General features: G+C 57.8%; 20 protein-coding genes, 2 tRNA genes and 3 rRNA genes. 8 read left to right on the forward strand and 17 right to left on the reverse strand.

Translation table 11 applies throughout. The features are described 5' to 3' along the window. Positions 1-15 precede the first annotated feature (15 nt). The 8 genes from cysD to AC3RLQ_RS20645 all read right to left on the reverse strand — a co-directional run bounded on the left by cysD (position 16) and on the right by AC3RLQ_RS20645 (position 6,580). The gene (cysD, locus tag AC3RLQ_RS20610) at positions 16-924 is read right to left on the reverse strand and encodes a sulfate adenylyltransferase subunit CysD (protein ID WP_461527193.1); all 909 of its coding nucleotides are present in this window, start codon (positions 922-924) and stop codon (positions 16-18) included. A gap of 12 nt (positions 925-936) precedes the next feature. Further along, complete coding sequence (locus AC3RLQ_RS20615) at positions 937-1,683, reverse strand: sulfite exporter TauE/SafE family protein (protein ID WP_461527194.1); 747 nt, start codon at positions 1,681-1,683, stop codon at positions 937-939. 6 nt (positions 1,684-1,689) lie between these two features. Continuing rightward, on the reverse strand, positions 1,690-2,346 hold the full coding sequence (locus AC3RLQ_RS20620; protein WP_461527195.1) for a phosphoadenosine phosphosulfate reductase domain-containing protein: 657 nt from the start codon (positions 2,344-2,346) through the stop codon (positions 1,690-1,692). A 130-nt stretch (positions 2,347-2,476) separates the two neighbouring features. Further along, complete coding sequence (rpmA, locus tag AC3RLQ_RS20625; RefSeq protein WP_395732078.1) at positions 2,477-2,737, reverse strand: 50S ribosomal protein L27; 261 nt, start codon at positions 2,735-2,737, stop codon at positions 2,477-2,479. Between the two features lie 19 nt (positions 2,738-2,756). Further along, positions 2,757-3,071, reverse strand: coding sequence for a 50S ribosomal protein L21 (gene rplU / locus AC3RLQ_RS20630; protein WP_461527197.1), 315 nt, complete (start codon positions 3,069-3,071; stop codon positions 2,757-2,759). Positions 3,072-3,179: 108 nt separating this feature from the next. Continuing rightward, positions 3,180-3,986, reverse strand: coding sequence for an HAD family hydrolase (locus AC3RLQ_RS20635; RefSeq protein ID WP_493030526.1), 807 nt, complete (start codon positions 3,984-3,986; stop codon positions 3,180-3,182). A gap of 16 nt (positions 3,987-4,002) precedes the next feature. Beyond that, positions 4,003-5,481: a hypothetical protein gene (locus AC3RLQ_RS20640; RefSeq protein WP_493030527.1), complete on the reverse strand. Its 1,479-nt coding sequence runs from the start codon at positions 5,479-5,481 to the stop codon at positions 4,003-4,005. A 28-nt stretch (positions 5,482-5,509) separates the two neighbouring features. Continuing rightward, the gene (locus AC3RLQ_RS20645) at positions 5,510-6,580 is read right to left on the reverse strand and encodes an OmpA family protein (protein ID WP_493030528.1); all 1,071 of its coding nucleotides are present in this window, start codon (positions 6,578-6,580) and stop codon (positions 5,510-5,512) included. A 107-nt stretch (positions 6,581-6,687) separates the two neighbouring features. Between AC3RLQ_RS20645 and AC3RLQ_RS20650 the strand changes: the two genes are divergently transcribed. Genes AC3RLQ_RS20650 through AC3RLQ_RS20660 form a run of 3 tightly spaced genes read left to right on the forward strand, consistent with a single transcriptional unit; the run spans position 6,688 to position 8,365 of the window. Continuing rightward, positions 6,688-7,404 carry a superoxide dismutase gene (locus AC3RLQ_RS20650; protein WP_493030529.1) on the forward strand — a complete coding sequence of 239 codons (717 nt, stop codon included), beginning with the start codon at positions 6,688-6,690 and terminating at the stop codon, positions 7,402-7,404. A gap of 22 nt (positions 7,405-7,426) precedes the next feature. After that, positions 7,427-7,954, forward strand: a complete 528-nt coding sequence (locus AC3RLQ_RS20655) for a hypothetical protein (protein ID WP_493030530.1) — start codon at positions 7,427-7,429, stop codon at positions 7,952-7,954. A 33-nt stretch (positions 7,955-7,987) separates the two neighbouring features. Continuing rightward, positions 7,988-8,365: a rhodanese-like domain-containing protein gene (locus AC3RLQ_RS20660; protein WP_493030532.1), complete on the forward strand. Its 378-nt coding sequence runs from the start codon at positions 7,988-7,990 to the stop codon at positions 8,363-8,365. 198 nt (positions 8,366-8,563) lie between these two features. Here the strand turns inward: AC3RLQ_RS20660 and AC3RLQ_RS20665 are convergent, their stop codons facing one another. The 4 genes from AC3RLQ_RS20665 to AC3RLQ_RS20680 all read right to left on the reverse strand — a co-directional run bounded on the left by AC3RLQ_RS20665 (position 8,564) and on the right by AC3RLQ_RS20680 (position 12,989). Further along, positions 8,564-9,382: a tRNA threonylcarbamoyladenosine dehydratase gene (locus tag AC3RLQ_RS20665; protein WP_493030533.1), complete on the reverse strand. Its 819-nt coding sequence runs from the start codon at positions 9,380-9,382 to the stop codon at positions 8,564-8,566. A 153-nt stretch (positions 9,383-9,535) separates the two neighbouring features. Then, positions 9,536-10,564: an SMP-30/gluconolactonase/LRE family protein gene (locus AC3RLQ_RS20670; protein ID WP_493030534.1), complete on the reverse strand. Its 1,029-nt coding sequence runs from the start codon at positions 10,562-10,564 to the stop codon at positions 9,536-9,538. 133 nt (positions 10,565-10,697) lie between these two features. After that, the gene (locus AC3RLQ_RS20675; protein WP_493030535.1) at positions 10,698-12,104 is read right to left on the reverse strand and encodes a Gfo/Idh/MocA family protein; all 1,407 of its coding nucleotides are present in this window, start codon (positions 12,102-12,104) and stop codon (positions 10,698-10,700) included. Between the two features lie 33 nt (positions 12,105-12,137). Beyond that, entirely contained in the window at positions 12,138-12,989 is an 852-nt protein-coding gene (locus AC3RLQ_RS20680; protein ID WP_397384396.1) for a sugar phosphate isomerase/epimerase family protein, read from the reverse strand. A gap of 227 nt (positions 12,990-13,216) precedes the next feature. On the opposite strand from AC3RLQ_RS20680, the gene AC3RLQ_RS20685 reads away from it, so the two are divergent. From AC3RLQ_RS20685 to AC3RLQ_RS20700, 4 genes are all read left to right on the forward strand, one after another. Continuing rightward, entirely contained in the window at positions 13,217-13,717 is a 501-nt protein-coding gene (locus tag AC3RLQ_RS20685; protein WP_493030536.1) for a LysM peptidoglycan-binding domain-containing protein, read from the forward strand. A gap of 92 nt (positions 13,718-13,809) precedes the next feature. Beyond that, a complete protein-coding gene (locus AC3RLQ_RS20690; protein WP_422316217.1) occupies positions 13,810-14,421 on the forward strand; it encodes a sigma-70 family RNA polymerase sigma factor in 612 nt (203 codons plus the stop codon). Continuing rightward, positions 14,405-15,049, forward strand: coding sequence for an anti-sigma factor family protein (locus tag AC3RLQ_RS20695; RefSeq protein WP_493030537.1), 645 nt, complete (start codon positions 14,405-14,407; stop codon positions 15,047-15,049). The genes AC3RLQ_RS20690 and AC3RLQ_RS20695 overlap by 17 nt, the downstream gene beginning before the upstream one ends. A gap of 74 nt (positions 15,050-15,123) precedes the next feature. Continuing rightward, entirely contained in the window at positions 15,124-15,543 is a 420-nt protein-coding gene (locus tag AC3RLQ_RS20700; protein WP_493030538.1) for a hypothetical protein, read from the forward strand. Between the two features lie 536 nt (positions 15,544-16,079). Here the strand turns inward: AC3RLQ_RS20700 and rrf are convergent. From rrf to AC3RLQ_RS20725, 5 genes are all read right to left on the reverse strand, one after another. Continuing rightward, positions 16,080-16,195: ribosomal RNA gene (rrf, locus tag AC3RLQ_RS20705) — 5S ribosomal RNA — on the reverse strand. A 142-nt stretch (positions 16,196-16,337) separates the two neighbouring features. Continuing rightward, a 23S ribosomal RNA gene (locus AC3RLQ_RS20710) occupies positions 16,338-19,181 on the reverse strand. A gap of 182 nt (positions 19,182-19,363) precedes the next feature. Continuing rightward, positions 19,364-19,440 (reverse strand) — tRNA-Ile (locus AC3RLQ_RS20715). Between the two features lie 12 nt (positions 19,441-19,452). Further along, positions 19,453-19,528: transfer RNA gene (locus tag AC3RLQ_RS20720), tRNA-Ala, on the reverse strand. Positions 19,529-19,691: 163 nt separating this feature from the next. Then, positions 19,692-21,237, reverse strand: a 16S ribosomal RNA gene (locus AC3RLQ_RS20725). The 16S, 23S and 5S rRNA genes sit together here with 2 tRNA genes alongside, the layout of an rRNA operon. 878 nt (positions 21,238-22,115) lie before the next feature. Between AC3RLQ_RS20725 and acnA the strand changes: the two genes are divergently transcribed. Continuing rightward, a complete protein-coding gene (gene acnA / locus AC3RLQ_RS20730; protein ID WP_493030539.1) occupies positions 22,116-24,887 on the forward strand; it encodes an aconitate hydratase AcnA in 2,772 nt (923 codons plus the stop codon). Positions 24,888-25,008 lie beyond the last annotated feature (121 nt).

Raw genomic sequence — 25,008 nt, forward strand, 5'->3', positions numbered from 1 at the left:
CCCATCTGCCAGGCATCAGAAGTACCCTTCCTTCTTGCGGTCCTCCATGGCGGTTTCGCTGCGCTTGTCATCGGCGCGTGTGCCGCGTTCGGTCTGGCGGGCGGCGGCGACTTCAGCGACGATTTCATCAATCGTGCTGGCGGTGGATTCGACGGCGCCGGTGCAGGTGGCGTCGCCGACGGTGCGGAAGCGGATGGTCATTTCCTTCACCTTCGGCTTCTCTTCATCGAGCAGCGGGATGATGCCGGTGCTGGCGTCCAGGAGCTGGCCGTGGCGCTCGATGATCTTGCGCTGGTGGCTGAAGTAGAGGCTGGGGAGGGGGATGTTTTCCTGGCGGATGTACTGCCAGATGTCCATCTCGGTCCAGTTGCTCAGCGGGAAAACGCGGAAGTGTTCGCCGAAGTGTTTGCGACCGTTGAAGATGTTCCACAGCTCAGGGCGCTGGTTCTTGGGGTCCCACTGGCCGAATTCATCGCGATGGCTGAAGAAGCGTTCTTTGGCACGGGCTTTTTCTTCATCGCGACGACCACCGCCGAGGCAGGCGTCGAACTGGTTTTCTTCGATGGTGTCGAGGAGGGTGACGGTCTGCAGCTTGTTGCGGCTGGCGTTGTGGCCTTTTTCTTCCTGCACACGACCTTCGTCGATGGATTTCTGCACAAGACCCACGGTCAGCGTGGCGCCGATCTCCTGCACGAACCAGTCGCGGTATTCCATGGCCTCAGGGAAGTTGTGGCCGGTGTCCACGTGGAGCAGCGGGAAGGGCAGCTTGGAAGGATAGAAGGCTTTGCGCGCCAGCCAGGCCATGACGATGGAGTCTTTGCCACCGGAGAAGAGCAGCGCGGGCTTCTGGAACTGCGCGGCCGTTTCGCGCAGGATGTAGATGGCCTCGGATTCGAGGAATTGGAGATGGGTGATCGCGGACATGAGACGGGTGAATTAAAGGATCTTGAAAATGCGGAGGGAGTTGATGACGACGATCAGCAGACCGACGAGCACCATGAAGGGCTTGTGCGGGATGTGCTTCGCGGCCCACGCAGCGAGAGGCGCAGCGATGACGCCGCCGATGGCGAGCGCAAGGATGATGTTCCAATGCGTGAGGCCGATGGTCAGGAAGAAGGTGATGGAAGCGGCGAGCGTGACGAAGAACTCGACGGCGTTCACACTGCCAACGGTGATGCGTGTGTCATTGCCACGGATGATGAGATTGGAAGCCACGATGGGGCCCCAGCCGCCGCCGCACATCGCATCGACCAGCGCGCCGAAGAATCCCAGCGGGGCGAGGTGCGTGGTGACCTTGCGCGGCGGGACGCGGGTGAAGGCCTTGGCGATGATCACCGCACCCATGATCACGAGATAGATGGAGATGTAGGGTTTGAGCACCTTGCCGTCGATCGAGGTGAGGATGTAGGCACCCACGACCGCGCCGATCACGGCTGGAATGAGCAGCCGGCGAAACAACACTTTGTCCACATTGCCAAAGGCATGATGAGAGATGCCGGAGGCTCCCGTGGTGAAGCACTCCGCTGCATGCACGGTGGCGCTGACAACCTGGGGTGACACACCGAAGACAGAAAGCAGGGACGAGGCGCTGACGCCGTAGGCCATGCCGAGTGCTCCGTCGATCAATTGAGCGACGAAGCCGGCCAGCACGTAGAGCGCGAATTCTTGAGTCAGGAATTCCATGAACGCTTACGCTTTGTCGGTGACGAGCTTGGCGTGCAGGCCGCATTCGTGCTTTTCGTCGCCTTTGGCCGGATCGTAGTAGGTGCGCTCGTTCGGCAGATTGTGCTCGGCCAGGTAGGCGTCCATCTCGACGGGCGTCCACTCAAGGATGGGGTTCACCTTGAGGCAGTTGAATTTGGCATCCCACATGAAGGGCTGCAGCGTGGCGGCACGCTGGGGGTTCTGCTCCTTGCGCAGCGCGGTGATCCAGACTTTCGGGGCCAGCTCGCGCATGCCGCGCTCAAAGGGCTCCAGCTTCATGATGCGGCTGAAGGATTCCACACGCTCGACTTCATCGGGCATCGGCACCTGGCCGCCGTTGAGCGCCAGCCAGTGGGCAGCGGTCATTTTGGGCAGGTAGGGTTTCAAATTGAGGCCCAGCCGTTCGCGGCTCTTCTCGGCGAAGACGTAGGTTTCAGGGAGATTGGTGCCGTGATCGACCCAAAGGATCGGGATGTCCTGACTCTGCTCGGTCGCGAGATGCAGGATCACAGCCTCATAGGGGCGGAAATTCGTGGTCACGATGGCTCCGCCGTCGGCATGAGCGAGGGCGGTCTTGATGATTTCCTGGGGCGACTGGCCACGGGCGGCATCGTTGAGAGCTTGGATTTGGTCGGGATTCATGCGAGGGGCGCGGAGTATTCACCTGATTCCCGATGTGTAAAGTAGGAAATAGAACTTTAGGATGGAATTTGGGCAAGAAAAAGGGCGCGGAGGTGATCCGCGCCCTGATGAAAATAAACTGTTCGATCGCTTATGCCTGAAGGGCAGCAGCCTCGACGATGTTCACGCGACGACCATCCTTGTCGAAGAGGACCTTGCCGTCCACAAGAGCGAAGATGGTGTGGTCACGGCCAAGACCGACGTTGCGGCCTGGAACCCACTTCGTTCCGCGCTGGCGGAGGATGATGTTGCCTGCGATGACGGCTTCACCGCCGAATTTCTTGACGCCAAGACGCTTGCTCTGGCTGTCGCGACCGTTTTTGACGGAACCTTGTCCTTTTTTATGGGCCATAAGAAGTGAGTATTAAAAATTAAGCGTTGATGGCGGTGATCTGCACGAGGGTCAGCGGCTGGCGGTGACCACGGGTCTTGTGGAAGCCCTTGCGCTTGCGGAACTTGAAGGTGGTGGCCTTGTCAGCCTTGTGCTGCTTGAGCACCTTGGCGGAGACGCTGGCGCCTGCGAGGGTCGGAGCGCCCACGTTGATGCTGTTGCCTTCGCCGGCGGCGAGCACTTGGTCGAAGGTCGCGGTGTCGCCTTCTGCAGCTTCGAGTTTCTCCACGTCGAACTTGTCGCCCACGGAGACTTTGTACTGCTTGCCGCCTGTTTTGATGATTGCGTATGCCATAACCTGAAAAGTAAGAGTTGCCCCGTCATTTTGGGACGAGGGGCGCGGAGGTTTCCACACCTCAACCCATTCGGCAAGGGAAAACTTCCCTCGAACGCTTTAGAATTGTTAAAATAAGGCCGTTGGAGGCTGAGAATTGCCAAAAAAATGTGTCAGCGCCTCCATCATGCCCTCACTGGCGAAGCGGGTGGCGATGAATCCACCGCGTGAATGCACGATCTGTTTCACCGGCTCCACCGCATTTCCCGGACAGGCGATCATGCGGGCATGGCGCGGATCCAGCATGCTGAGGTCATTGAAATTGTCCCCGGCGGCAAAACAGGCCGAGGAATCCAGTCCGAGCAGGCGTGCCAGTTCGCTGAGCGCGGTCCCTTTGCTGTAGCCGCTGTGCGAGAAGCGCAGGTAGATGCCGTTGCGGTGGTAGCCAATGTCCGGGAACTGCCGCGCGTGCGTGTCGATGTAAGCACAAATGCCGTCGAGTTCGAGGTCACTGGTGCCGACGATGCCCATCTCCCCCTCACCACCGGTGATGAACGAGGCCTGGGTCTGTGTCTCCACCATGCGGCGGATGTCTTGAAGGGAGGCCTGGTGGTCTTTGGCGAACCGCTCCTGCGCACGTCGTGCCTTCCGGTTCCATGAGCCGTAGTCGGTCCAGCGGCTGAAGAAGCCCGGCTTATAAATGTCACTCTCCTGCGCGATGATGAAATCCGGCTCCATGTAGATGCCATGCTGCGCGAGTCCTTCGATGGTCTGGCTCAGGCCACGGCCCGTGTTGATCACCCACGCCGCGCCCTGTTCGCGCAGCAGTTGAATCATCTGCCCGAGTCCCGGATGAAACACGGGATCTCTCTCCGGATGCACGAGAGTGCCATCGAAGTCGAAGCAGAGGATGAAACGATGTTTGGGGGCAGCCATGAATGGGGGCGCGCATTCATGCCGCGAATGAGCCCGGCTGCAAGACCGCGATCACTCGCCAGAAGGCCAGAATGCAGAGCGCCCACAGCACCGTTTCATAGATCACGAAGACTGGCAGCCGCATGTTGCGCCGGCGCGCACGATGCACCAAGGCCTCGCTGGCCCAGAGCAGGCTGAGCACCAGCGGCGGATACAAGGCCAGATGACGATTTCCCCAGGTGAGCACCGGCATGTCCCAGCCGAAATCTAGCGTGCAGGCCACAAAGGCCAGAATGCTGAACAAAGCCAGCGGGGCTGTTTCAGGATGCAAGGCCTGCCCGGCATGCGCCGCACGCGGTGCCACGAACGCGATGATCAGCAGCAGCAGGCACAAAATGCCGGCCAGAACGATCACAAACACCCCGCGCTCATGCGGCAGCGAATCAAAGCTCCAGGGGAACTGCAGCACGGCCCCCATCATTTTCAGCCCGCCGTGCCAAAAGCGCTCCTGCCTCGCCTTGGGGGAATGGGTTGCAAGGTAGTTGGCATAGCTCGGCATCTCGCCTGCGGGCACCGCCTGCAAAGCCTCGCGTGTCCGATGCACCGCCGTCCACTGCTGCATGGCGGTTTCATTTTCAAACCACCGCCAGTGGAAGGGCGTGGCGTCTCCCAGTTTCTCCTTCGAATACGCCATCATGGGGCCGACGGTGATCAGATGGCAGGCCACCAGCAGGACCATGCCCAGCCAGTGATTCCGCCACACCCACAGCGACGTTCCGCGTTCATGAGGCAAGTGGGCCAGAATCCAGCCCCATAGCCAGCGCAGCGTGCTCACGAGGATGAAAACCAGCACCAGCGTGGTCGTGGTGGGCAGCGTCAGATTCGCCAGCGCCGAGAGCAGGCCGATCAACCCGTAAAGCCAGAGAGAATTGCGTTTCAACGCCGCCACACAGCACACCCAGGTGAGCAGAAACAGCAGCTGAAACAGCACATCCGGTGAAAACTCAGCGGTGGAAGGCAGCAGCACACCCAAGCCGATGGTCAAAATCGTGAGCAACGCCGCCGGAACGGAAAACGCCCGTGCCGCCGCCAGTCCGAGCATCATCAAAAAGCCCAGGCTCAGCCCCATGAGCCAGCACTTGCCGGCCCCAAGCACACGCTGGTCCTCCTTGCTCAAGGGGTCGGATGACAGGGGCTGCTCCGCCCCGACATTCCAGGCGGCCAGCCAGGGCCAGACAGGGCGCACCACGCCATCCGTACGGTGCGGCAGCCAGTCGTTCAGCGGCTTGGAAACGCTTTTGGAGAAATCCGGCGTCAGGTCCTTCCGCGTTTCGATGGCGGCATTCAGATACATACGTTCATGCTCTGGAAGGGGATTTGATCGGGTGATCCCCTGCTGCTGAAAGGCCCGCACGTAATACCAGGCAAAGACGACCAGACATGCAAACATCACCACCCAGCGGCCGCCGCGCAGCCATAGTTTCGTTAACTGCAGATACACGGACTTTACGGACATGCGGACTGCGGGGTTGGCGTGAGACGGGTTACTTTTTCGGCCGCACCTTGATTTCCACGCGGCGGTTCATGCCCTGCTGCTCGGGTGTGCCGGCAGTGCTGACAATCGGCTTGGACTTGCCCATGCCCACGGCCTGAATGCGATCCGTGCCCAGGCCCAGCGATTCGCGCAGCCAGCTCACCACCGCCGTCGCTCGGCGGATGCTGAGTTCGAGATTGTAGTCCTCACCGCCGAAGCTGTCGGTGTGGCCCTCGATGATGAAGAGCGAATCCGGGTTTTTTTGAATGAGGAAACCCAGCTTCATCAGACTGAGGCGTGCCGCCTCGGCGAGCTGGTCGCTGCCATACTCAAACAGCAGGTCGGTGGGCATCAAAATCGGGGCCGTGCTGCCGCCCATTTTGCCGCCGCCACCGAGCAGATCATCGAGATTGCTGAAACCCTTCACGCGTGCGCCCGCAGCGGCCGTCGTGCTCTGGCTTTTGACCGCGTCAAGAAGGCCGCTGTCCATCTTGCCCCCCTCACCTGGGTCCACGGCTCCTGCATCCAGCAGCATTTGTTTTTCTGAGATGGGTTTGGACAAGACATCCCGGCGCACGCTGGCCATCTCTGCGGCGATCTCCGGCCCGTCCATGGTTGCAGGGGCAAGCAGCTTCGCCATGTCACTGCCTTTGGGCGTGCCGGGCGCACCGTCACCCGGATCGTTGGCGCGGATGAAATTGGTGATCTCCTTCACGTTCGGCGTGAGGTCGATCTCCTGATTCTTCGGCAGTTCCTGCAGCTTGTCGAAATCATCCAGCTTGGGCTCGAAAGCCTTCATGTCCGGCACATTGCCGGGGGCGATGATTTCCGGGATCTCCTGGATGGCCTGCTGGTCTTTCAGCACCTGCTCGCTGATGCGCAGCCGCTCCGGCACGTCGCGCAGCTTGCTTGGTGTCACACTGGAGATGCCCAGCGTGTCAAAGCCGACGACGAGCATCATGTGAAACACCACGGAGAGGATGAGCGCGAACATCACCCACCATTTCAGGCTCCAGTCGTCGCGAGAACGAAAAGAGGACTGCGGAGTGGTCCATTCGGGGGGATGGGTGACTGCGGCCATAACGAAGCAAAAGCTACCACGGTGACAAAAGATTGCACGCAGCACTTTCGCCGTGACATCACCCCCACGGAATTCGTATTCTGGAAGCTCACCCACACCCCAACACCATGAACCGCCGCCACTTCCTCACCACCAGCACCGCCGCCCTCGCAGGCTCGCTCATCGTCCCCACCAGCAGTCATGCGCTGGATCTCACCCAGGCTCCCCTGCCCTACGCCCCCGAAGCCCTGGAACCCCACATCGACGCCCTGACGATGAACATCCACTTCGGCAAGCACCACACCGCCTACATCGCCAAGCTCGGCGATGCACTCAAGGCGGCGAACATCAGCAAGACGGACGCCATCGAACTGGTCTCCGACATCAAATCTCTCCCTGAAGCCTCCCAGATGGCCATCCGCAACAATGGCGGCGGCCACGTGAACCACACCTGGTTCTGGAAATGGATGGCCCCGGCTGGCAGCGGCCCGACCGGCCCTGAAGGCAAGCTCGGTGAAGCGATTCAGAGCACCTTCACCAGCATCGACGACTTCAAAAAACTCTTCGGCGAGGCCGGAGTGAAGCGCTTCGGCTCCGGCTGGGCCTGGCTCATCGTCACCAAGGACGGCAAGCTCAAGGTGACCTCCACGCCCAATCAGGACAACCCGCTGATGAAAGGCATCGTCGATGCCGCCGATCTCGGCACTCCGATCCTCGGCCTGGATGTCTGGGAGCACGCGTACTACCTCAAGTATCAAAACAAGCGCCCCGACTACATCGCCGCATGGTGGAATGTGGTGAACTGGGCGGAAGTGGCCAAAGGCTACGCTGCTGCAAAAGCGTGAGCCCCTTCTGCACATCACGCTCATGCCCGAACTCATCGAGGTCAATCTCACGGAGTTGAACCAGTTGTTCAACTCCCTGGACCCCTCCCCGTTCCATGAGCGTGATCTGGATCACGATGCCGAGGAATTCATCGTCAGCTGGGCGCAGGAGCATCCGCGCAAACACGATTTGAAACTCGTCGTTCATCTGGCCAAACACCCTGTGGATATTGCCGACGCACAGAAGCTCGTCGCCAATTCCATCGCCCATTACTTTGAGTATCGCGCCGAAATGACGCTGCACGATTTCAAACGCCTGATGCGCGAGGGGCGCGCCTCCTTCCTGATCGGCTTGCTCTTCCTTGGTGCCTGCCAGTTTGCTGCCACGCTTCTAGCCCCTGCCGATGGCAACTGGCAGTCCGTCGCCCGCGAAGGTCTTACCATCATCGGCTGGGTGGCCATGTGGAAGCCGCTCGAAATCTACCTTTACCGCTGGTGGCCCCTGCTCTCCTTGCGAAAACTCTATCAACGCCTCAGCCGCATGGCTGTCGAAGTTCACTGCTCAGTTTGAATTTAAGCTTTAAATTTTACACCAATCCATCCAATGAAAACTCTCCTCACCGCCCTCCTTCTTTTACTCCCCACGCTCATGCTTGCCGCAGACCCCGCCAAACACGTCAAGGCTGATGAAGCCGCCAAGATCATTGCCGACGGCAAAGTGGCCGTCATTGATGTGCGCACGCCGGACGAATTCAAAGACGGCCACATCCAAGGCGCGAAGAACATCGACATCATGTCGAAAGACTTCGAAGCCCAGCTTGGCAAACTCGACAAGACCCAGCCCACCCTCGTCCACTGCCAGGCCGGTGGCCGCAGCACACGCGCCCTCAAGGTCTTTGAAAAACTCGGCTTCACGAACCTCATTCACTTGGATGAAGGCTTCGGCGGCTGGGCAGCTGCGGGCAAGCCGGTGGTGAAGTAGCAGTGCTCCCTTAATCGATTCGTTTCTCCTCTATGTCTGCCGCGCTGACACTTGATGACGATCTCGCCGAACCAATTCGGCAAGGTATCACCCTTCGCATTGATCCGCACTCGGGTGTCTTTGCGTCCGGTGTTCCGTTGCAAAAATTGAACCGTCTGGCCGATGAAATCGATGATGAAGCATTTCTGGCCTCATCCTTTACCCCCCTTTCGCCAGCCTTCTCACCACCTCCGCCGCCAGCACAAAGCCAAAGGTGCCGGTGACGAACGTCGCAGCACCAAAGCCGGCGGCACAGTCAAGGCGCAGGCCCGTTTCAGCACCGGTTTCGGGTTCGAGAGAGCAGGAACCATCCGCCCACGGAAACACCGGCTTCTCCATGGAAAACACGCAGGGGATGTCCATCGTCACGGGGCGGCCCTGCTCGCTTTTGGCGAAGCCATAGTCACGGCGCAGGCTCTGGCGCACGCCTCGGAGCAGCGGATCCGCTCCAGCATGACCGAGATCGGCGATTTTGATGCCGGTGGGATCACGCCGCCCTCCGGCAGACCCCGAAGTGATGACCGGCAAACCGCGTGCATGGCAGCGGGCGATGATGATCGCCTTGATCGAGGTGCGATCAACGGCATCGACCACGAAATCAAAGTTAGGTGCGAGCAGCCGGTCCGCATTCGATTCCGTGAGGAACTCGATGACACGGTTCACGCGGCAGGCCGGATTGATCTCGGCCACGCGTGCGGCGAGTACATCGACCTTCGACACACCGATGGTGTGGGCCAGTGCGGGAAGCTGACGGTTCGTGTTGGTGATGCAGACGTCATCCATGTCGATCAACGTCAGCTCGCCAATGCCGCTGCGCACCAGAGCCTCCACGACCCAAGACCCCACGCCGCCTACACCCACAATGGCGACGTGTGCTGCGGCAAGACGTGGCAGCGCCGCAGCTCCGTAAAGCCGCCCGATGCCGCCGAAGCGTTGGGTGTAGGATTCATCCATGCGTTCGTTTAGCGTGGGCAGCACTTGAGATCAAGGAACTGCCGAGCCATGGATCATTCGATTTAGCCGCAGAGAGGCGGAGGAGCAGAGGCGGCAGAGATTTTGAATAAATTCGGATTCTCTGCTCCCTCTGCCTCTTTGCTCCTCTGCGGCTAAACCGAGCGTCGCCAGCTTTTCTCAGCAATGATGCGCTCCACGCGTATTCACGTAGAGCGAATAAAGACTCTGCGATGCCGTGACAAACAGACGGTTCCGTTTCGGACCGCCGAAGCAGAGGTTGCTGGCGGTTTCGGGGAGCTTGATGTAGCCGAGCATTTTCCCTGCGGGATTGAAGACGTGGACGCCATCGTAGCCGTCTCCGATCCAGCCGGCGCTGGCCCAAAGATTGCCCTCGACGTCGCAGCGGACGCCGTCGGAGTTTCCTTTGGCCGCCTTGTCGGTGAGCATGCCTTTGTTGGTCACGAACACCTTGCCGTTTTTCACCTTCTTCCCGTCCACATCGTAGACGCGGATGTTTTTCGGCGAGCCGCTGTCGACGATGTAGACCTTCTGGTAATCTGGCGAAAAGCACAGCCCATTCGGCTTCTCCAGATCCTCCGTGATCTTGGTGATCTCCCCACTGGGATCGATGCGATAGACGGACTCTTTGAGGAGCAGCTCCCCTTTGTTGCCCTCGTAATCCATCATGCTGCCGTAGCCGGGATCGGTGAACCACACGGAGCCGTCGGCATGCACGGCGCCGTCATTCGGCGCGTTGAGCGGTTTGCCTTCAAACTTGTCGGCCAGCACGGTGATCTTGCCGTCGAGTTCGTAGCGGACGACACGACGCGTGGCGTGCTCAAAGGAAATCTGACGGCCTTGCAGATCAAAGGTGTTGCCATTGCTGTTGTTCGCGTTGTTGCGCAACACGGAGACGTGGCCGTCTTCGGGCAGGTACCGCATCTGCGCGTTGTTGGGAATGTCGCTCCACACGAGGTAGTTGCCGCTGCCGTTCCATGCCGGGCCTTCCGCCCAAAGCATGCCGGTGTGCAGGCGGCGGATGGGCGAGTTTCCCTGAATGAGTTTTTCAAACTCAGGCGCGAGCACGATGACGTCGGGATCGGGATAGCGCTCGGGCGTCTGGCCGGACCAGTCGCGGGACAGCAAAGTCGTGGTGGCGGCGGAAACGGCGAAACTGGTCAGGAAGGTGCGGCGGCTGGTGTTCATGGCAGGAGATGGTTGTAGCGAAGGGAACGTGCGATTGGCAAGAGATTTGGCAGCAGGAACGGAGGAGAAAGCACACAAAAAAGCCCCAGCTGCATCGCTGCGGCCGGGGCTGGAGTGATCCAGGTTGGTGAGATTAGACGATCTCCACGTTCTGGCGGCCATGCTCGGCGTAATCCTTCGCAGCCCAACCGGGCATGGCGACAGGATACCAGCCTTCAGCATCGGGTTTGACCGGGGCTTCGGACTCAGGAGTGATGATGTTGGGCATGTGCTGCACTTTGCTGTTGAGCACTTCATCCCACTTCAGCTCCTTGCCGGAGTAGGTGGCCATGCGGCCCATGAGGGCGGTCATCGTGGATTCAGCACCATAGTAGGCGTTGTTGACGGGCTTGTTCTCACGGATGGCGGCCTGCAGGGTGTCGTGCTCGGTCTGATATGGATCCGGGTCCAGCTTCTTGGCATTTCCCTTGCCCGCCGATGCGGGATCCTTGCCACCGGGGCGGTATTTCCAGATGGTTTCGCCCTTGTGGTTGTTGGCGTAGCAGCGGCCGCTGTTGTCGAGGTAGATCTTGCCTTTGGTGCCGGTGAATTCTTCGCGCACGGCGTTGCTCACGCCGGACTGGTGACGGCACTGGCTGTTGATGCGGACACCGTTTTCATAGGTGTACTCCACGTAGTGGTGGTCATAGATCTGGCCGAACTTCTTGTCCACACGCTGCTGGCGGCCGCCCATGCCCTGGGCGCTGATGGGGTGACCACCCAGGAACCAGTTGGCCACGTCGATGTTGTGGATGTGCTGCTCATTGATGTGGTCTCCGCAGAGCCAGGTGAAGAAATACCAGTTGTTGAGCTGGTACATGAGTTCGGACTGGTCAGGACGCTTGTCGCGGAACCAGATGCCACCACCATTCCAGTAAACCTGGCCGGAGACGATGTCGCCGATGACGCCGTTCTCCTTGACCTGGGTGAGGGCTTCGCGGTAGCAGTTTTGGTAGCGACGCTGCAGACCGCAGACCACCTTGAGGTTTTTCTCGTCGGCGATTTTGGCCATTTCGAGAACCTTGCGCACGCCGGGGCTGTCCACTGCGACGGGCTTTTCCATGAAGATGTTTTTACCAGCGTTCACAGCGGCTTCGAAGTGATACGGGCGGAAGCCGGGAGGTGTGGTGAGGATGACGAGATCGCAGCAATCAATCACCTTCTGGTAAGCGTCTGTGCCGGCAAAGATGCGGGAGTCATCGACCTTCACCTTGTCCGGGACTTTGTTGCGCAGATTGCTCAGCGCGCCGTCCGCCTTTTCTTTGAAGGCGTCGCCCACAGCGTGCAGCGTGACGCCCTTCTGATTGGTGCTGAGCGCCTGGCCGGCAGCGCCGGTGCCACGACCGCCGCAGCCAATGAGGCCGATTTTGATTTCATCGCTGCCGGCAACATTTGCGGACTGGGCGACGGTAAGGCCGGTGCTGGCTACAGTAGCGGCAGTGGTGCCGATAAACTGGCGGCGGGAGGTCGCCGCTGCGGGGGGTGGGGTCGGTGTGTTCATGGGTTGAATGGGTTGGGTTGACGTGGCTTCAAATCAGGCGAGCGCGTTTTTGATGAGCGCGAAGCCTTCGGTGTAAACTTGTTCGGTGTTCGGGAAGAAATCGCGCCAGACGCGGGTGGCAGCGGCGAGGTCTGGCAGAGCGCTGCCAAAGGCCTCGATGGTCATCCAGCCGTCATAGCCGATCTTTTTGAGGTGCTTGATCTGCTCAACGATGTTGATGTGGCCACGGCCAGGAGTGCCGCGATCATTTTCGGAAATGTGGACGTGGTTGAGCTTGCCGGAAGCAAACACGGTGTCGATGGCCGCCAGCGGGTTCTTCTCTTCGATGTTGGCGTGGAAGGTGTCATACATCGTGCCGAAATTCGGATGATCGACACGCTTCACGTAGGCGGCAGCCTGCTCCATGGTGTTGAGCAGGTGGGCCTCGAAGCGATTGAGCGCTTCGATGGCGCACTTCACGCCTGCGGCTTCAGCGACGGGAGCGATGGCACGATGCACTTCGGCTGCGCCTGCGAGTTCAGCTTCCGATGGGAAGGCTCCGGTAAACTGGCCGAGCACCTGGTAATAGGGGCCGACGAGAGTCTGCACGCCGGCGTTGTGCGCGCATTCGATCACACGCTTGAGATGATCGATGGCGCCCTGGCGGTTGGCCGCGACGGGGCTGATGGCATTGTGGGCTTCATCTGGCAGGACGGTGACAGCGGTGCATTCGAGGCCGTTGTCCTTCAGCACCTGGCCGATGCCTTTAAAATGGGCGGGATTGCTGACATCAAAGATCGGAACCTCGACTCCGTCGTAGCCGGTGGCCTTGAGTTTTTCGATGACGGGGTAGTTTGCCTCGGTGATGTGGCCGGAGTAGAGAAGGAGATTGAAGCCGATTTTCATGGGGTGGGACGCGAAGCTAGGGAATGGCGGGCGAATTGGCAAGGTCTGTGTCGGAAGATTTCCCTCGTCAGGCACAACGCCCGTGCTGCCGCCTCTATTGCGCCAACCTCGGGAAATCGCAGCGCAGGCTCAGCAGCAGCAAATTAGGCATTGAAAAGGATGCGCCCGATTTCATTAGTGCGCAGGTTCCTGCCATGCGTGTATGCTGGCTGAAATTACACCCCATCATGACTGCCCTTCGTTTCATCGCGCTGTCCGCCACCTGCCTTGCCCTGGCTTCCTGTGAAAACACGAACAAATCCGGCGGCACTAGCAGCGATCCCTATGCCTCCAACTACGGCACCGACGGGCACTACAATCCTTACCCGGGCCAGAGCGGCTACGCATCTTCGACCACGCCGAAGTATCAGACCCCGCCGGCCCCACCCTCCCTGCCGCCGGAGCCTCCCGCGAACCCCTATGCTTTCAGCGGCACGAAGAAGGTGACGCCGTCCAGCACGTCATCCACGCCCAAGAAGTCCACGGCTTCCAGCACCTCCGCGAAAAAGAAGTCCACGGCCAAAAAGACACCGACCAAAAAATCCTCGGGGTCGAGATACACCGTCGTCAAGGGTGACACGCTTTCCTCCATCGCCCGGAAAAAAGGGTCTTCCGTGGCTAAAATCAAGGCCGCCAACGGCCTCAGCAGTGATCTGATCCGACTTGGTCAGTCCCTGAAAATCCCCTGATTCAACGCTCCACGCATTTTTTGGCTCCAAAACGTGCTGCGACCTGAATAATTCCACCGTCACGGCCGTCAATCCTCTGCCAACAATAATCCATGCCTGCCTCAGCATCGACTGACCCTGGCGAAGTCTCAGACCTCGACTTGGTCAAACGTAGCCAAGCAGGCGACACGCGCGCCTTTGACGTTCTCGTCACGCGCTACCGTGGGAGGATTTATGCCATGACCTATCACCTCATCCAGAACGAAACCGAAGCATGGGACCTCGCCCAAGAGGCCTTCATCAAGGCATGGCGTGCTCTGCCGACGTTCAAGCATGATGCGGGATTCTACACCTGGCTCTACCGCATCGCCCACAATGTGAGCTATGACTGGCTCCGGAAAAAGAAGATCCAGGGCGATGGTGAATTCGATGACGAGCGCACGGAGCACCGCGTCGCCGTAGGCGCGGAAGCCACGCCGAAGGGCGATCTGGCGCCCGACGCTGCCATGACAAACGCCGAGCTCGGGCAGCGCATTCAGCAGGCCATCGCCAAACTTTCGCCCGAACACCGGCAGGTCATCGTCCTGCGTGAAGTCGAAGGGCTCGCTTATGAAGAAATCGCCGCCCTCATTCCCTGCTCTCTCGGCACGGTGATGTCGCGTCTGTTTTACGCCCGCAAGAAACTTCAGGAACAACTCCACGACGTTTATGAAACCTCCATCTGAAGAACACGACCTCATTCGCTGGATTGATGGCGAAATGAATGAAACAGAAAGCACCGCGTTTGAGGAGCGCCTCAAGCAAGATCCCGTGCTCGCCAAGGAAGCCCGGCAAATGCGCGAGCTGAGCAACAGCCTCCGCACCCACTTGCCGGCTGAAATGCGTGTGCCGCATGCCGATTACTTCAACACCCAGATCGGAGTGCGCATCACCCAGATGGCGCTGGACGACGCACGCGCAAAGCAGGCCGCTCCCGGCTGGGGTGCCATGTTTCAATGGCTGCGCCAGCCATGGTTTGCGCTGGCTGGCACTGCTGCCCTGGCGGTTCTGGGCTTCTTCCTGCTGAACCCCGCCACGGGTGACGCTTCGGAAAGCATGATCATCAGCTCCTACACACCCAACACCCACGTCCAGGCGCGCACCTACCATGACAGTGCCGCCGATGCCACCGTCCTGATGCTTGATGGACTGGATGCCGTGCCGGCTCAGCGTAAAGTCTCCGGAATCAACATCCAGCGCAGTGAAGTGGAGCCTGAACTGGCCTCCACGACGATGTTCGACGCACATGGAACTCCAGTGCTCATGATTTCCCGTGACGCGCTTGGCAATCCCATGATCACTCCTCGCGGATGAAGCCCCTCCTTACAGCGCTCTTCCTTGTTATCTGCACAGCCCTTGCCAGTGCCCAGGGGGAACCACCGTCTGTGGTGTCTTCAGTCAAACACGCAACTGAAGGTCATGTGTGGGGCGCGCTGATTTTTGCCACTAACGATGCCAGCCAGCTGACCGGTGCCAAAGAGCCGATTCACGCGGAGCTGCCCCGGCTGAATGAGCGACTCGCGAAGGTGTTTCCGTTCAAACACTTCGAAATTCTTGGCCAGCATCGGCAGGACATCTTCCGCGAATATGAATCCTGGGTCGTTCCTTCCCGGGATCTCTTCATGAAAATTGACTCCAAAGGCCCGGCGGACAAAGGCGGGGTCAATCTGCACCTCCAAGTCTGGCGTGAGCAGCAGGTTTTGGTCAAAAGCGATGCCGTTCTGCGCAAAGACAGTCCCTTGTTCATCGGCGGACCGCCATGGAAAGAAGGACGTTTGATTTTTGTTCTGTTCCTGGAGCGCAAATAGAAGGAGCTCACTGGTCCAATCGGCCAGTTCAAAGACTCAGCAGGCTTTGATCAGCATAGCAGGATTCAAGTCGGAAGGAAAAATCAGCCGCTACGGCTCACGAACCACGCTTGGGAATGACGGTGGATTGCAACCCGGCGACTGATACCACGCGCCATTGAAAACGGGTCTGAGCGCAGGGTTGTACGGGTAGCGTGGCGCTCCGGTCGTAGGTGGGATGTGTTTGGCGTCGCAACCGCTTCTTCGCTCCACAACTCCCTCCGCCAAACCGTCCGACCACGAGGGTGTTCGCACGCTCCGATGTTTGCGGAACGCTGATGGACGGGCGGGCTGTCGCCACACCCATCCTACGTACGCCGGGCGGGCAAGCATTGGCTGTCCGGTTTGCCTTGAAGTCTGCAACTGAAAAGCAGGGTTTCTTGCTGCTCGTGGTCGCGGCGCGCAGTTCGAGAATCGCGGTTCGCGGCTTGCGGTTTGGTCTCGGAATGCAGGCACAAAAAATCCCGCATCTCTTACGAGATGCGGGATGATGTTTAATCTGGCAACGTCCTACTTTCGCATAGCCTTTCGCCATACTATCATCGGCGCAACAGCGTTTCACTTCCGTGTTCGGAATGGGAACGGGTGGTACCACTGTGCCATGGTCACCAGACTGCGGCCCATGTGCGCTGCGGATGAGGCAGGCAATGAACCGAGTGTCTGGAGACACTTCAGGGAGTGTTCTCTGACAACTGCATATAGGGAGTATCAAATTCTTCTTGAGCCTTTGAACCAGGCTTCAGTTTAAAATGGAACAATGTAAGACAAACGGATGATTAGTACCACTAAGCTGAACGCATTACTGCGCTTGCACCCGTGGCCTATCAACGTGGTAGTCTTCCACGATCCTTCAGGGAAAGCTAATCTTGGGATGGGCTTGGCACTTAGATGCTTTCAGCGCTTATCCCTTCCGCACATAGCTGCCCAGCGATGCTCTTGACAGAACAACTGGAACACCAGAGGTGCGTCAATTCCGGTCCTCTCGTACTAGGAATTGAACCCCTCAACTTTCCTGCGCCCACAGAGGATAGAGGACCGAACTGTCTCGCGACGTTCTGAACCCAGCTCGCGTGCCGCTTTAACCGGCGAACAGCCGGACCCTTGGGACCTTCTCCAGCCCCAGGATGCGACGAGCCGACATCGAGGTGCCAAACTTCATCGTCGATATGAACTCTTGGATGAAATCAGCCTGTTATCCCTAGCGTACCTTTTGTCCGTTAAGCGATGGCAATTCCACATTAAACCACCGGATCACTTTGGCCTGCTTTCGCATCTGTTCGACTTGTAGGTCTCACAGTTAGGCTGGCTTATGCCAATGCACTCAACACGTGATTACCAACCACGCTGAGCCAACCTTCGCGCTCCTCCGTTACTCTTTGGGAGGATACCGCCCCAGTAAAACTGACCGGCTGACATGGTCCCACATCCAGATTCATGGACTGCGGTTAGATCGTTCAATACCCAAGGGTGGTGTTTCATTGACGACTCTGCGTAACCCGAAAGTTACGCTTCAAAGTCTTCCACTTACGCTAAGCATGGAAACCAAACGACCAGTGACAGCTTACAGTTAAGGTGCATAGGGTCTTTCCGTCCTTCTGCGGGTAAGCAGCATCTTCACTGCTAATACAATTTCACTGAGCCCCTCGTTGAGACAGCGGACAACTCGTTACACGATTCGTGCAGGTCGGAACTTACCCGACAAGGAATTTCGCTACCTTAGGACCGTTATAGTTACGGCCGACATTCACGGGGACTTGGGTTCAGAGCTTCGCCTTGCGGCTAACCCCTTGCCTTAATCTTTCCGCATTGGTCACGTGTCACATCGTATACTTGGACTTTCGTCTTGGCACAATGCTGTGTTTTTGATAAACAGTCGGTTGTCCCCTTTCACTGCGACCCTCCTAAGAGGGCATCCCTTCTTCCGAAGTTACGGGACTAGATTGCAGAGTTCCTTAACGAGGTTTCACTCTTTCGCCTTGGTATATTCTACCCACCCACCTGTGTCGGTTTGCGGTACGGGCGGCCATGGAAAGGGCCAAAACGCTTTTCTCGGTGGTCGGATCAAAAGACCGGATTTGGGTTGCCCCGCCTCCTTCTGCCACTTTCAGCCGGCATGCTTTCTCAATTTCCACGAACGTCCTGGTTTAACCATAGCCGGTTTGGGAATATTAACCCAATGTGCATCGCCGACGCCATACGGCCTTGACTTAGCTCCCGACTAACCCTGGGACGAATATCGTTGCCCAGGAAACCTTGGGTTTACGGCGGGGCGGGATTTCACCGCCCTTAACGTTACTTATGTCTGCATCCTCACTTCTGTGAACTCCACGGTCAGTCGCCTTCACGCTTCGACGCTCACAGAACGCTCCCCTACCACTGTATCAACCGTAGCTGATACAATCCAGAGCTTCGGTATGCCGCTTAATCGCCAATCATTTTCGGCGCGAGATCTCTCGATGAGTCAGCTATTACGCACTGTTTAAATGGTGGCTGCTTCTAAGCCAACATCCTCACTGTCAATGAAATCTCACCTCCTTTCCACTTAGCGGCATTTGGGCACCTTAGCTGCAGGGCTGGGCTGTTTCCCTTTCGACAATGAAGCTTATCCCCCACTGTCTTACTGCCATGCTACATTCGAGGGTATTCGGAGTTTGATTGAGTTTGGTAGACGGGTATGTCCCCTAGCTCATTCAGTGCTCTACCCCCCTCGATCAGCGCATGACGCTGCACCTAAATACATTTCGGGGAGAACCAGCTATTACGGGGCTTGATTAGCCTTTCACTCCTACCCACAGCTCATCCGAGAACGTCTCAAGGTTCACCAGTTCGGTCCTCCACGTCGTATTACCAACGCTTCAACCTGGCCATGGGTAGATCGCCTCCGCTTCGGGTTCAGCCCGTGCGACTTGTCGCCCTGTTCGGACTCGCTTTCGCTCCGCCTCCGTCCCAGAAGGACTTAGGCTTGCCACACAGACTGACTCGCAGACTCATTTTGCAAAAGGCACGCCATCACCGGACAAGCCGGCTCTGACACCTTGTAGGTATGTGGTTTCAGGTACTATTTCACTCCGCTCACGGCGGTTCTTTTCACCTTTCCCTCGCGGTACTTGTTCACTGTCGGTCACTAGCGAGTATTTAGCCTTATGCCGTGGTCGGCACATATTCATACGAAATGCCACGTGGATCGTATTACTCTGGGAATCCCTAGGCGTTGTTAAGTTTTCGGTTACGGGCCTCTCACCCTCTTTGGAGCGATTTTCCATTCGCTTCACCTAACTCTTCAACTACCACATCGGGCCCCGAACCCCGGAAGTAAACTTCCGGTTTAGGCTGTTCCGCTTTCGTTCGCCACTACTGACGGAATCGCATTCGCTTTCTTTTCCTCGCCTTACTGAGATGTTTCACTTCGGGCGGTATTGCGTCGACGCTCCTATGTATTCAGAGCGTCACGTAACGAGATGAATCGTTACAGGTTATCCCATTCGGAGATCTCCGGGTCAAAGCCAGTTTGCGGCTGTCCGGAGCTTATCGCAGCTTACCACGTCCTTCATCGCCTGCTAGTGCCAAGGCATTCACTACATACCCTATAAATCTTACATTGTTAAAATCCATTTCGAATAGCGCGGCTTTCACCGCGCCGAAATGTTTTCGCCTGATTCTTAATTTTACTTATCTTTACAAACCTCACGGTTCTCAAGATGGCTCAATTGAATTTGTTTTCTACCCTATATACAGTTGTCAAAGAACATGATTCCCAAAAAAACAGATTGTGCACAATGAATGGTGGGCAGGACTGGACTCGAACCAGTGACCCCCGCCTTATCAAGGCGGTGCTCTAACCAACTGAGCTACATGCCCGCTGATCATTGATGGTGGAGGTTAGGAGACTCGAACTCCTGACATCAAGCTTGCAAAGCTAGCGCTCTACCAACTGAGCTAAACCCCCGCTCAAGGCACAGAAAACAGAAAAACTAAATTGTGCGCTGCGACTACTTGCTCGCAGTATTAAGGTTTGTGAGGACTTTCATCATTCACACACTTTGCCATTGCTGGCAGTCAGTGTCGACCTTGTCCGTTATCAGGCGTGAGCCATCGGACATTCTCCATAGAAAGGAGGTGATCCAGCCGCAGGTTCCCCTACGGCTACCTTGTTACGACTTCATCCCAGTCACCAGTCTTGCCTTAGGGCACTGCCCCCTTGCGGTTGGCGCATGCACTTCGGGCGAAACCAGCTTCCATGATGTGACGGGCGGTGTGTACAAGACCCGGGAACGTATTCACGGTACCGTAGCTGATGTACCATTACTAGCGATTCCAGCTTCATGGAGTCGAGTTGCAGACTCCAATCTGAACTGAGCCCAGTTTTATTGATTTCCTCCACCTCGCGGTCTCGGTTCACATTGTACTGGGCATTGTAGTACGTGTGCAGCCCTGGTCGTAAGGGCCATACGGACTTGACGTCATCCCCACCTTCCTCCTCGTTGATCGAGGCAGTCTGATTCGAGTGCTCGGCATACGCCGGTGGCAACAAATCACAGGGGTTGCGCTCGTTGCGGGACTTAACCCAACATCTCACGACACGAGCTGACGACAGCCATGCAGCACCTGTGCAAAGCGGGTATTGCTACCCTATCCGGCTTTCACCGGAGACACAATGCATGTCAAGACCAGGTAAGGTTCTTCGCGTTGCATCGAATTAAGCCACATACTCCACCGCTTGTGCGGGTCCCCGTCAATTTCTTTGAGTTTTAATCTTGCGACCGTACTTCCCAGGCGGCACGTTTAACGCGTTAGCTCCGGCGCGGACGCGGTCGATTGCGCCCACACCAAACGTGCACCGTTTACTGCCAGGACTACCGGGGTATCTAATCCCGTTTGCTCCCCTGGCCTTCGTGCCTCAGTGTCAGTAACTGCCCAGTGACCTGCCTTCGCCGTTGGTATTCCTCTCGATATCTACGCATTTCACTGCTACACCGAGAATTCTAGTCACCTCTTCAGTACTCTAGCATGGTAGTATCGGATGCTATTCCGAGGTTGAGCCCCGGGCTTTCACATCTGACTTACCACGCCACCTACGCACCCTTTACGCCCAGTGATTCCGAACAACGCTTGAGACCTCTGTATTACCGCGGCTGCTGGCACAGAGTTAGCCGTCTCTTCCTCTTGTGTTACCATCAATCTGCCCCGCTATTAACGAGACAGCCTTGTTCACACATGACAGGAGTTTACAATCCGAAGACCTTATCCTCCACGCGGCGTCGCTCCATCAGGGTTGCCCCCATTGTGAAAGATTCTCGACTGCTGCCACCCGTAGGTGTCTGGACCGTGTCTCAGTTCCAGTGTGGCTGGTCGTCCTCTAAGACCAGCTACCCGTCGTAGCCTTGGTGGGCTTTTACCCCGCCAACTAGCTGATAGGCCGCGGACCAATCGGGAAGTGGCAGGCCTTGCGGTCCCTGCCTTTAGTCTTTCGACCACATGCGGTATTAATCCAAGTTTCCCTGGGCTATCCCCCGCTTCCCGGAATGTATCCACGTGTTACGCACCCGTTCGCCACTAGACACCACTTGTATTGCTACTCATGGTGTCCCGTTCGACTTGCATGTCTTATCCACGCCGCCAGCGTTCGTTCTGAGCCAGAATCAAACTCTCCAAAAATTTCGAGCCGTCTCTTTTCAAGACGATCTCTATTGACTGCATCTGTTTAAACCACAGATGCCTGCGCATTTTCATGCACAGCGCACAATTTAGCTTTCTGTTTTCTAACAGTCTTCACTCGGCTTTCGCCTCGCTAAAACTGCTTCTGTGTTTTCTAAAAGATCGTTTCTGATTCCAAGTTTCATGAGCCGCTTTTCGCTTCCCAATCTTCTTTTTCTCAGCCCGCGTTTTTCGCTGCGGGTTGGGATCTTAGAACAGCTTCAGAACCCTGCAACTACATTGTGCTGTTTTTTGCAAAAAAGTTTCGTCCGATGCATCCAATCAGCCTTTTCCTGCCGATTCGCGCCCCATTTCATGCCTTCGATCTCGCGTTCTCATTGTCTGCAAAAAGCGACTCTCGAAAAACGACGATTTGTCTACGTAAACACGCCGTTTTTAAGCTCTGAGAACGCATCACTTTTTAAGACCCGCTGGTCAGAGTGCGCATGCGTTGATCCCAAAACTTCATCTTTCTGCGCTGGCATCAGACATTTTCTTCTTTCCGCTCGATTTCATTCATGATTGAGCGCGATTTCGGCAGGCATTCGCTTGTGCATATGGGCCATCAAAAACATGCCCCTATATCGTGCCTCTCCTCCGCTTCTAAAACATCGTTGGCGACGCCCTCTCATGGGCACTATCCTCATAACCGAGACGCGCCTCCGCATTGCGACGTTCACCTCCCACCTCTCCTTCTTTAGGGACGATAGGGACAATGACAGATGTCCCGCTTTGAGGCGCTTTGGGCTCTGGCATGCCTTGCCCTGTATGTGTGGGGGACAAAAAAGTGGTGTCATTCGTGCTACTCTTGCTATTTCGTTGGCTGCTACCCCATTCCAATGAACACACCACTCACCTTCACCACTGGCTCCGGCGCTCCCGGCAAATTTTACTCTCTTCCCGCTCTTGAAAGTGCCGGTGTAGGCAATGTCTCTCGTCTGCCAGTGTCCATCCGCATCGTGCTGGAGTCCCTGCTGCGTAATCTGGATGGGAAGAAGGTCACCGAGGCAGACGTCAAAAACCTCGCGAACTGGAACGCGAAGAACCCGGGTGAGTATGAGATCCCCTTCACCGTCGCCCGCATCGTGCTGCAGGACTTCACCGGTGTGCCCCTTCTCGTCGATCTGGCCGCCATGCGCTCGAAGGTGAAAGAACTCGGCAAGAACCCGAAGATGGTCGAGCCCCTCGTTCCCGTTGATCTCGTGGTCGATCACAGCGTGCAGGTGGACTTCGCCGGCACGCAGAATGCGCTGAATCAGAACCTCGCGCTGGAGTTTGAGCGCAACAAGGAGCGCTATCAGTTCCTCAAGTGGGGTGAGCAGGCCTTCGACACCTTCAAGGTGGTGCCTCCTGGCATTGGCATCGTGCATCAGGTGAACTTGGAATACCTCGCCAAGGGCGTGCTCGAAAAAGACGGCGTGTATTATCCCGATTCCCTCGTCGGCACGGATTCGCACACGACCATGATCAACGGCCTCGGCGTCGTTGGCTGGGGCGTGGGTGGCATTGAAGCCGAAGCTGGTATGCTCGGCCAGCCAGTGACCTTCCTTGTACCGGAAGTCGTCGGTGTTTACCTCAAAGGCGCGCTCAAAGAAGGCGTCACCGCCACGGACCTCGTGCTCGAAGTCACGCAGAAGCTGCGCAAGCTCGGTGTCGTCGGCAAATTCGTCGAATTCTACGGCCCAGGCGCTGTCAGCCTGCCTGTCACCGACCGTGCGACCATCGCCAACATGGCCCCTGAATATGGCGCCACGATGGGCTTCTTCGGCGTGGATGAAGAAACCATCGCCTACCTGCGCGGCACCGGCCGCAGCGAAGAGCTCTGCACCACCGTCACCAATTACTACAAGGCCCAGGGCATGTGGGGCATCCCCACGGAGAAAGGCAGCATCGAGTTCACCACCGAGATGGAGATGGACCTCAGCACCGTGGTTCCCTGCGTTTCCGGCCCAAAACGCCCGCAGGACCGCATCGAAGTGCCTGCTTTGAAGTCCAAGTTCAACGAGCTCCTCGTGGCCGATGTGAAAGCCGGCGGCTTTGGCAAAACACCCGTCTCGCAGGTTGTGGAACACCTAGGTGCCTCCAAAGCGGATGGCATCGACGTCACCGGCGCAGCAGCAGGGGTGGACGTGGTCTCCGACAAGACCTCCTATGAGGTCACCGTCGATTCCAAAGGTGGCATCAAAGACAGCATCACCGACGGCAGCGTGCTCATCGCCGCCATCACGAGCTGCACGAACACCAGCAATCCGAGCGTCATGCTCGCCGCAGGTCTCCTCGCCAAGAAGGCGAACGCCAAGGGCCTCACAGTGAAGCCTTCCGTCAAAACCAGCCTCGGGCCAGGATCCCGTGTGGTGACCGATTACCTCACGAAAACCGGCCTTCAGGTCGAACTCGACAAGCTCGGCTTCCAGACCGTCGGCTACGGCTGCACCACCTGTATCGGCAACTCCGGCCCGCTTGACGCAGGCATCGAAGACGTCGTGAAAGGCCAGGATGTCGTGGCTGCCAGCGTGCTCTCCGGCAACCGCAACTTCGAAGCCCGCGTGCATCAGAGCATCAAGGCCAACTTCCTCATGAGCCCCCCGCTTGTGGTCGCCTACGCCATCGCAGGCACGGTCGATATCGATCTGAGCAAGGACGAGCTCGTTCCCGGCAGCGGCGTGTATCTGAAGGACATCTGGCCAACGCTCAAGGAAGTGCGCGATGCCATGGCGTCCGCTCTTTCCCCGGATGTCTTCCGCAAGCTCTACACCGACTTCGCTTCGCAGAATCCGAAGTGGAACGAGATCCAGGGCGGCATCGGCGAAGTCTTCGAGTGGGACGGCAAGTCCACCTACATCCAGCATCCGCCGTTCTTCGCTGATTTCAGCATGACCCCCGGAGACATCACCGAGATCAAGGGCGCCCGCCCGCTCGGCATCTTCGGCGACTCCGTCACCACGGACCACATCAGCCCTGCGGGTGCCATCAAGAAGGCCAGCCCTGCCGGCCGTTTCCTGCTTGAACACGGTGTCACGCAGGCCGACTTCAACAGCTTCGGCAGCCGCCGTGGCAATGACCTCGTCATGACCCGTGGCACCTTCGCCAACGTGCGCATCAAGAACCTCATGCTTGGCGGCAAGGAAGGTGGCGACACCCTCCTGCAACCTGCCGGCACCGAAATGAGCATCTACGACGCTGCTGAGGCCTACAAGGCTGCTGGCACGCCTAGCATCATCCTCGGCGGTGAAGACTACGGCATGGGCTCCAGCCGCGACTGGGCCGCCAAAGGCACTCGTCTGCTCGGCGTCAAAGCCGTCATCACGAAGTCCTTCGAGCGCATCCATCGCAGCAACCTCGTCGGCATGGGCGTCCTGCCTTGCAACTTCAAGGACAAGGCCGACTACGACAAGGTCAAGGACCTGAGCGATGCCACCTTCGACCTCCTGGGCCTGAGCAACGACTTCAAGCCCATGAGCGAAGCCACCCTCCGTGTCCACAAGGCCGATGGCAGCAGCTTTGACGTCCCCGTCGTCGTTCGCATCGACACCCCTGTCGAAATCGACTACTACCGCGCCGGCGGCATCCTGCCGTATGTGCTCGCCCAGATCCTGCGCGCCAACGCGTAAGCCGTAGAACGAACTACCAAGTTCGTTCCCTCCAGCCACAACTCAACAATCATCCGGCAGCCCGCAAGGCTGCCGGATTTTTGTTTTCTGGCATGTTTCACCGGAAGGATCACACTCCACC

Source organism: Prosthecobacter sp. GW821-HT29F12 (assembly GCF_058803405.1).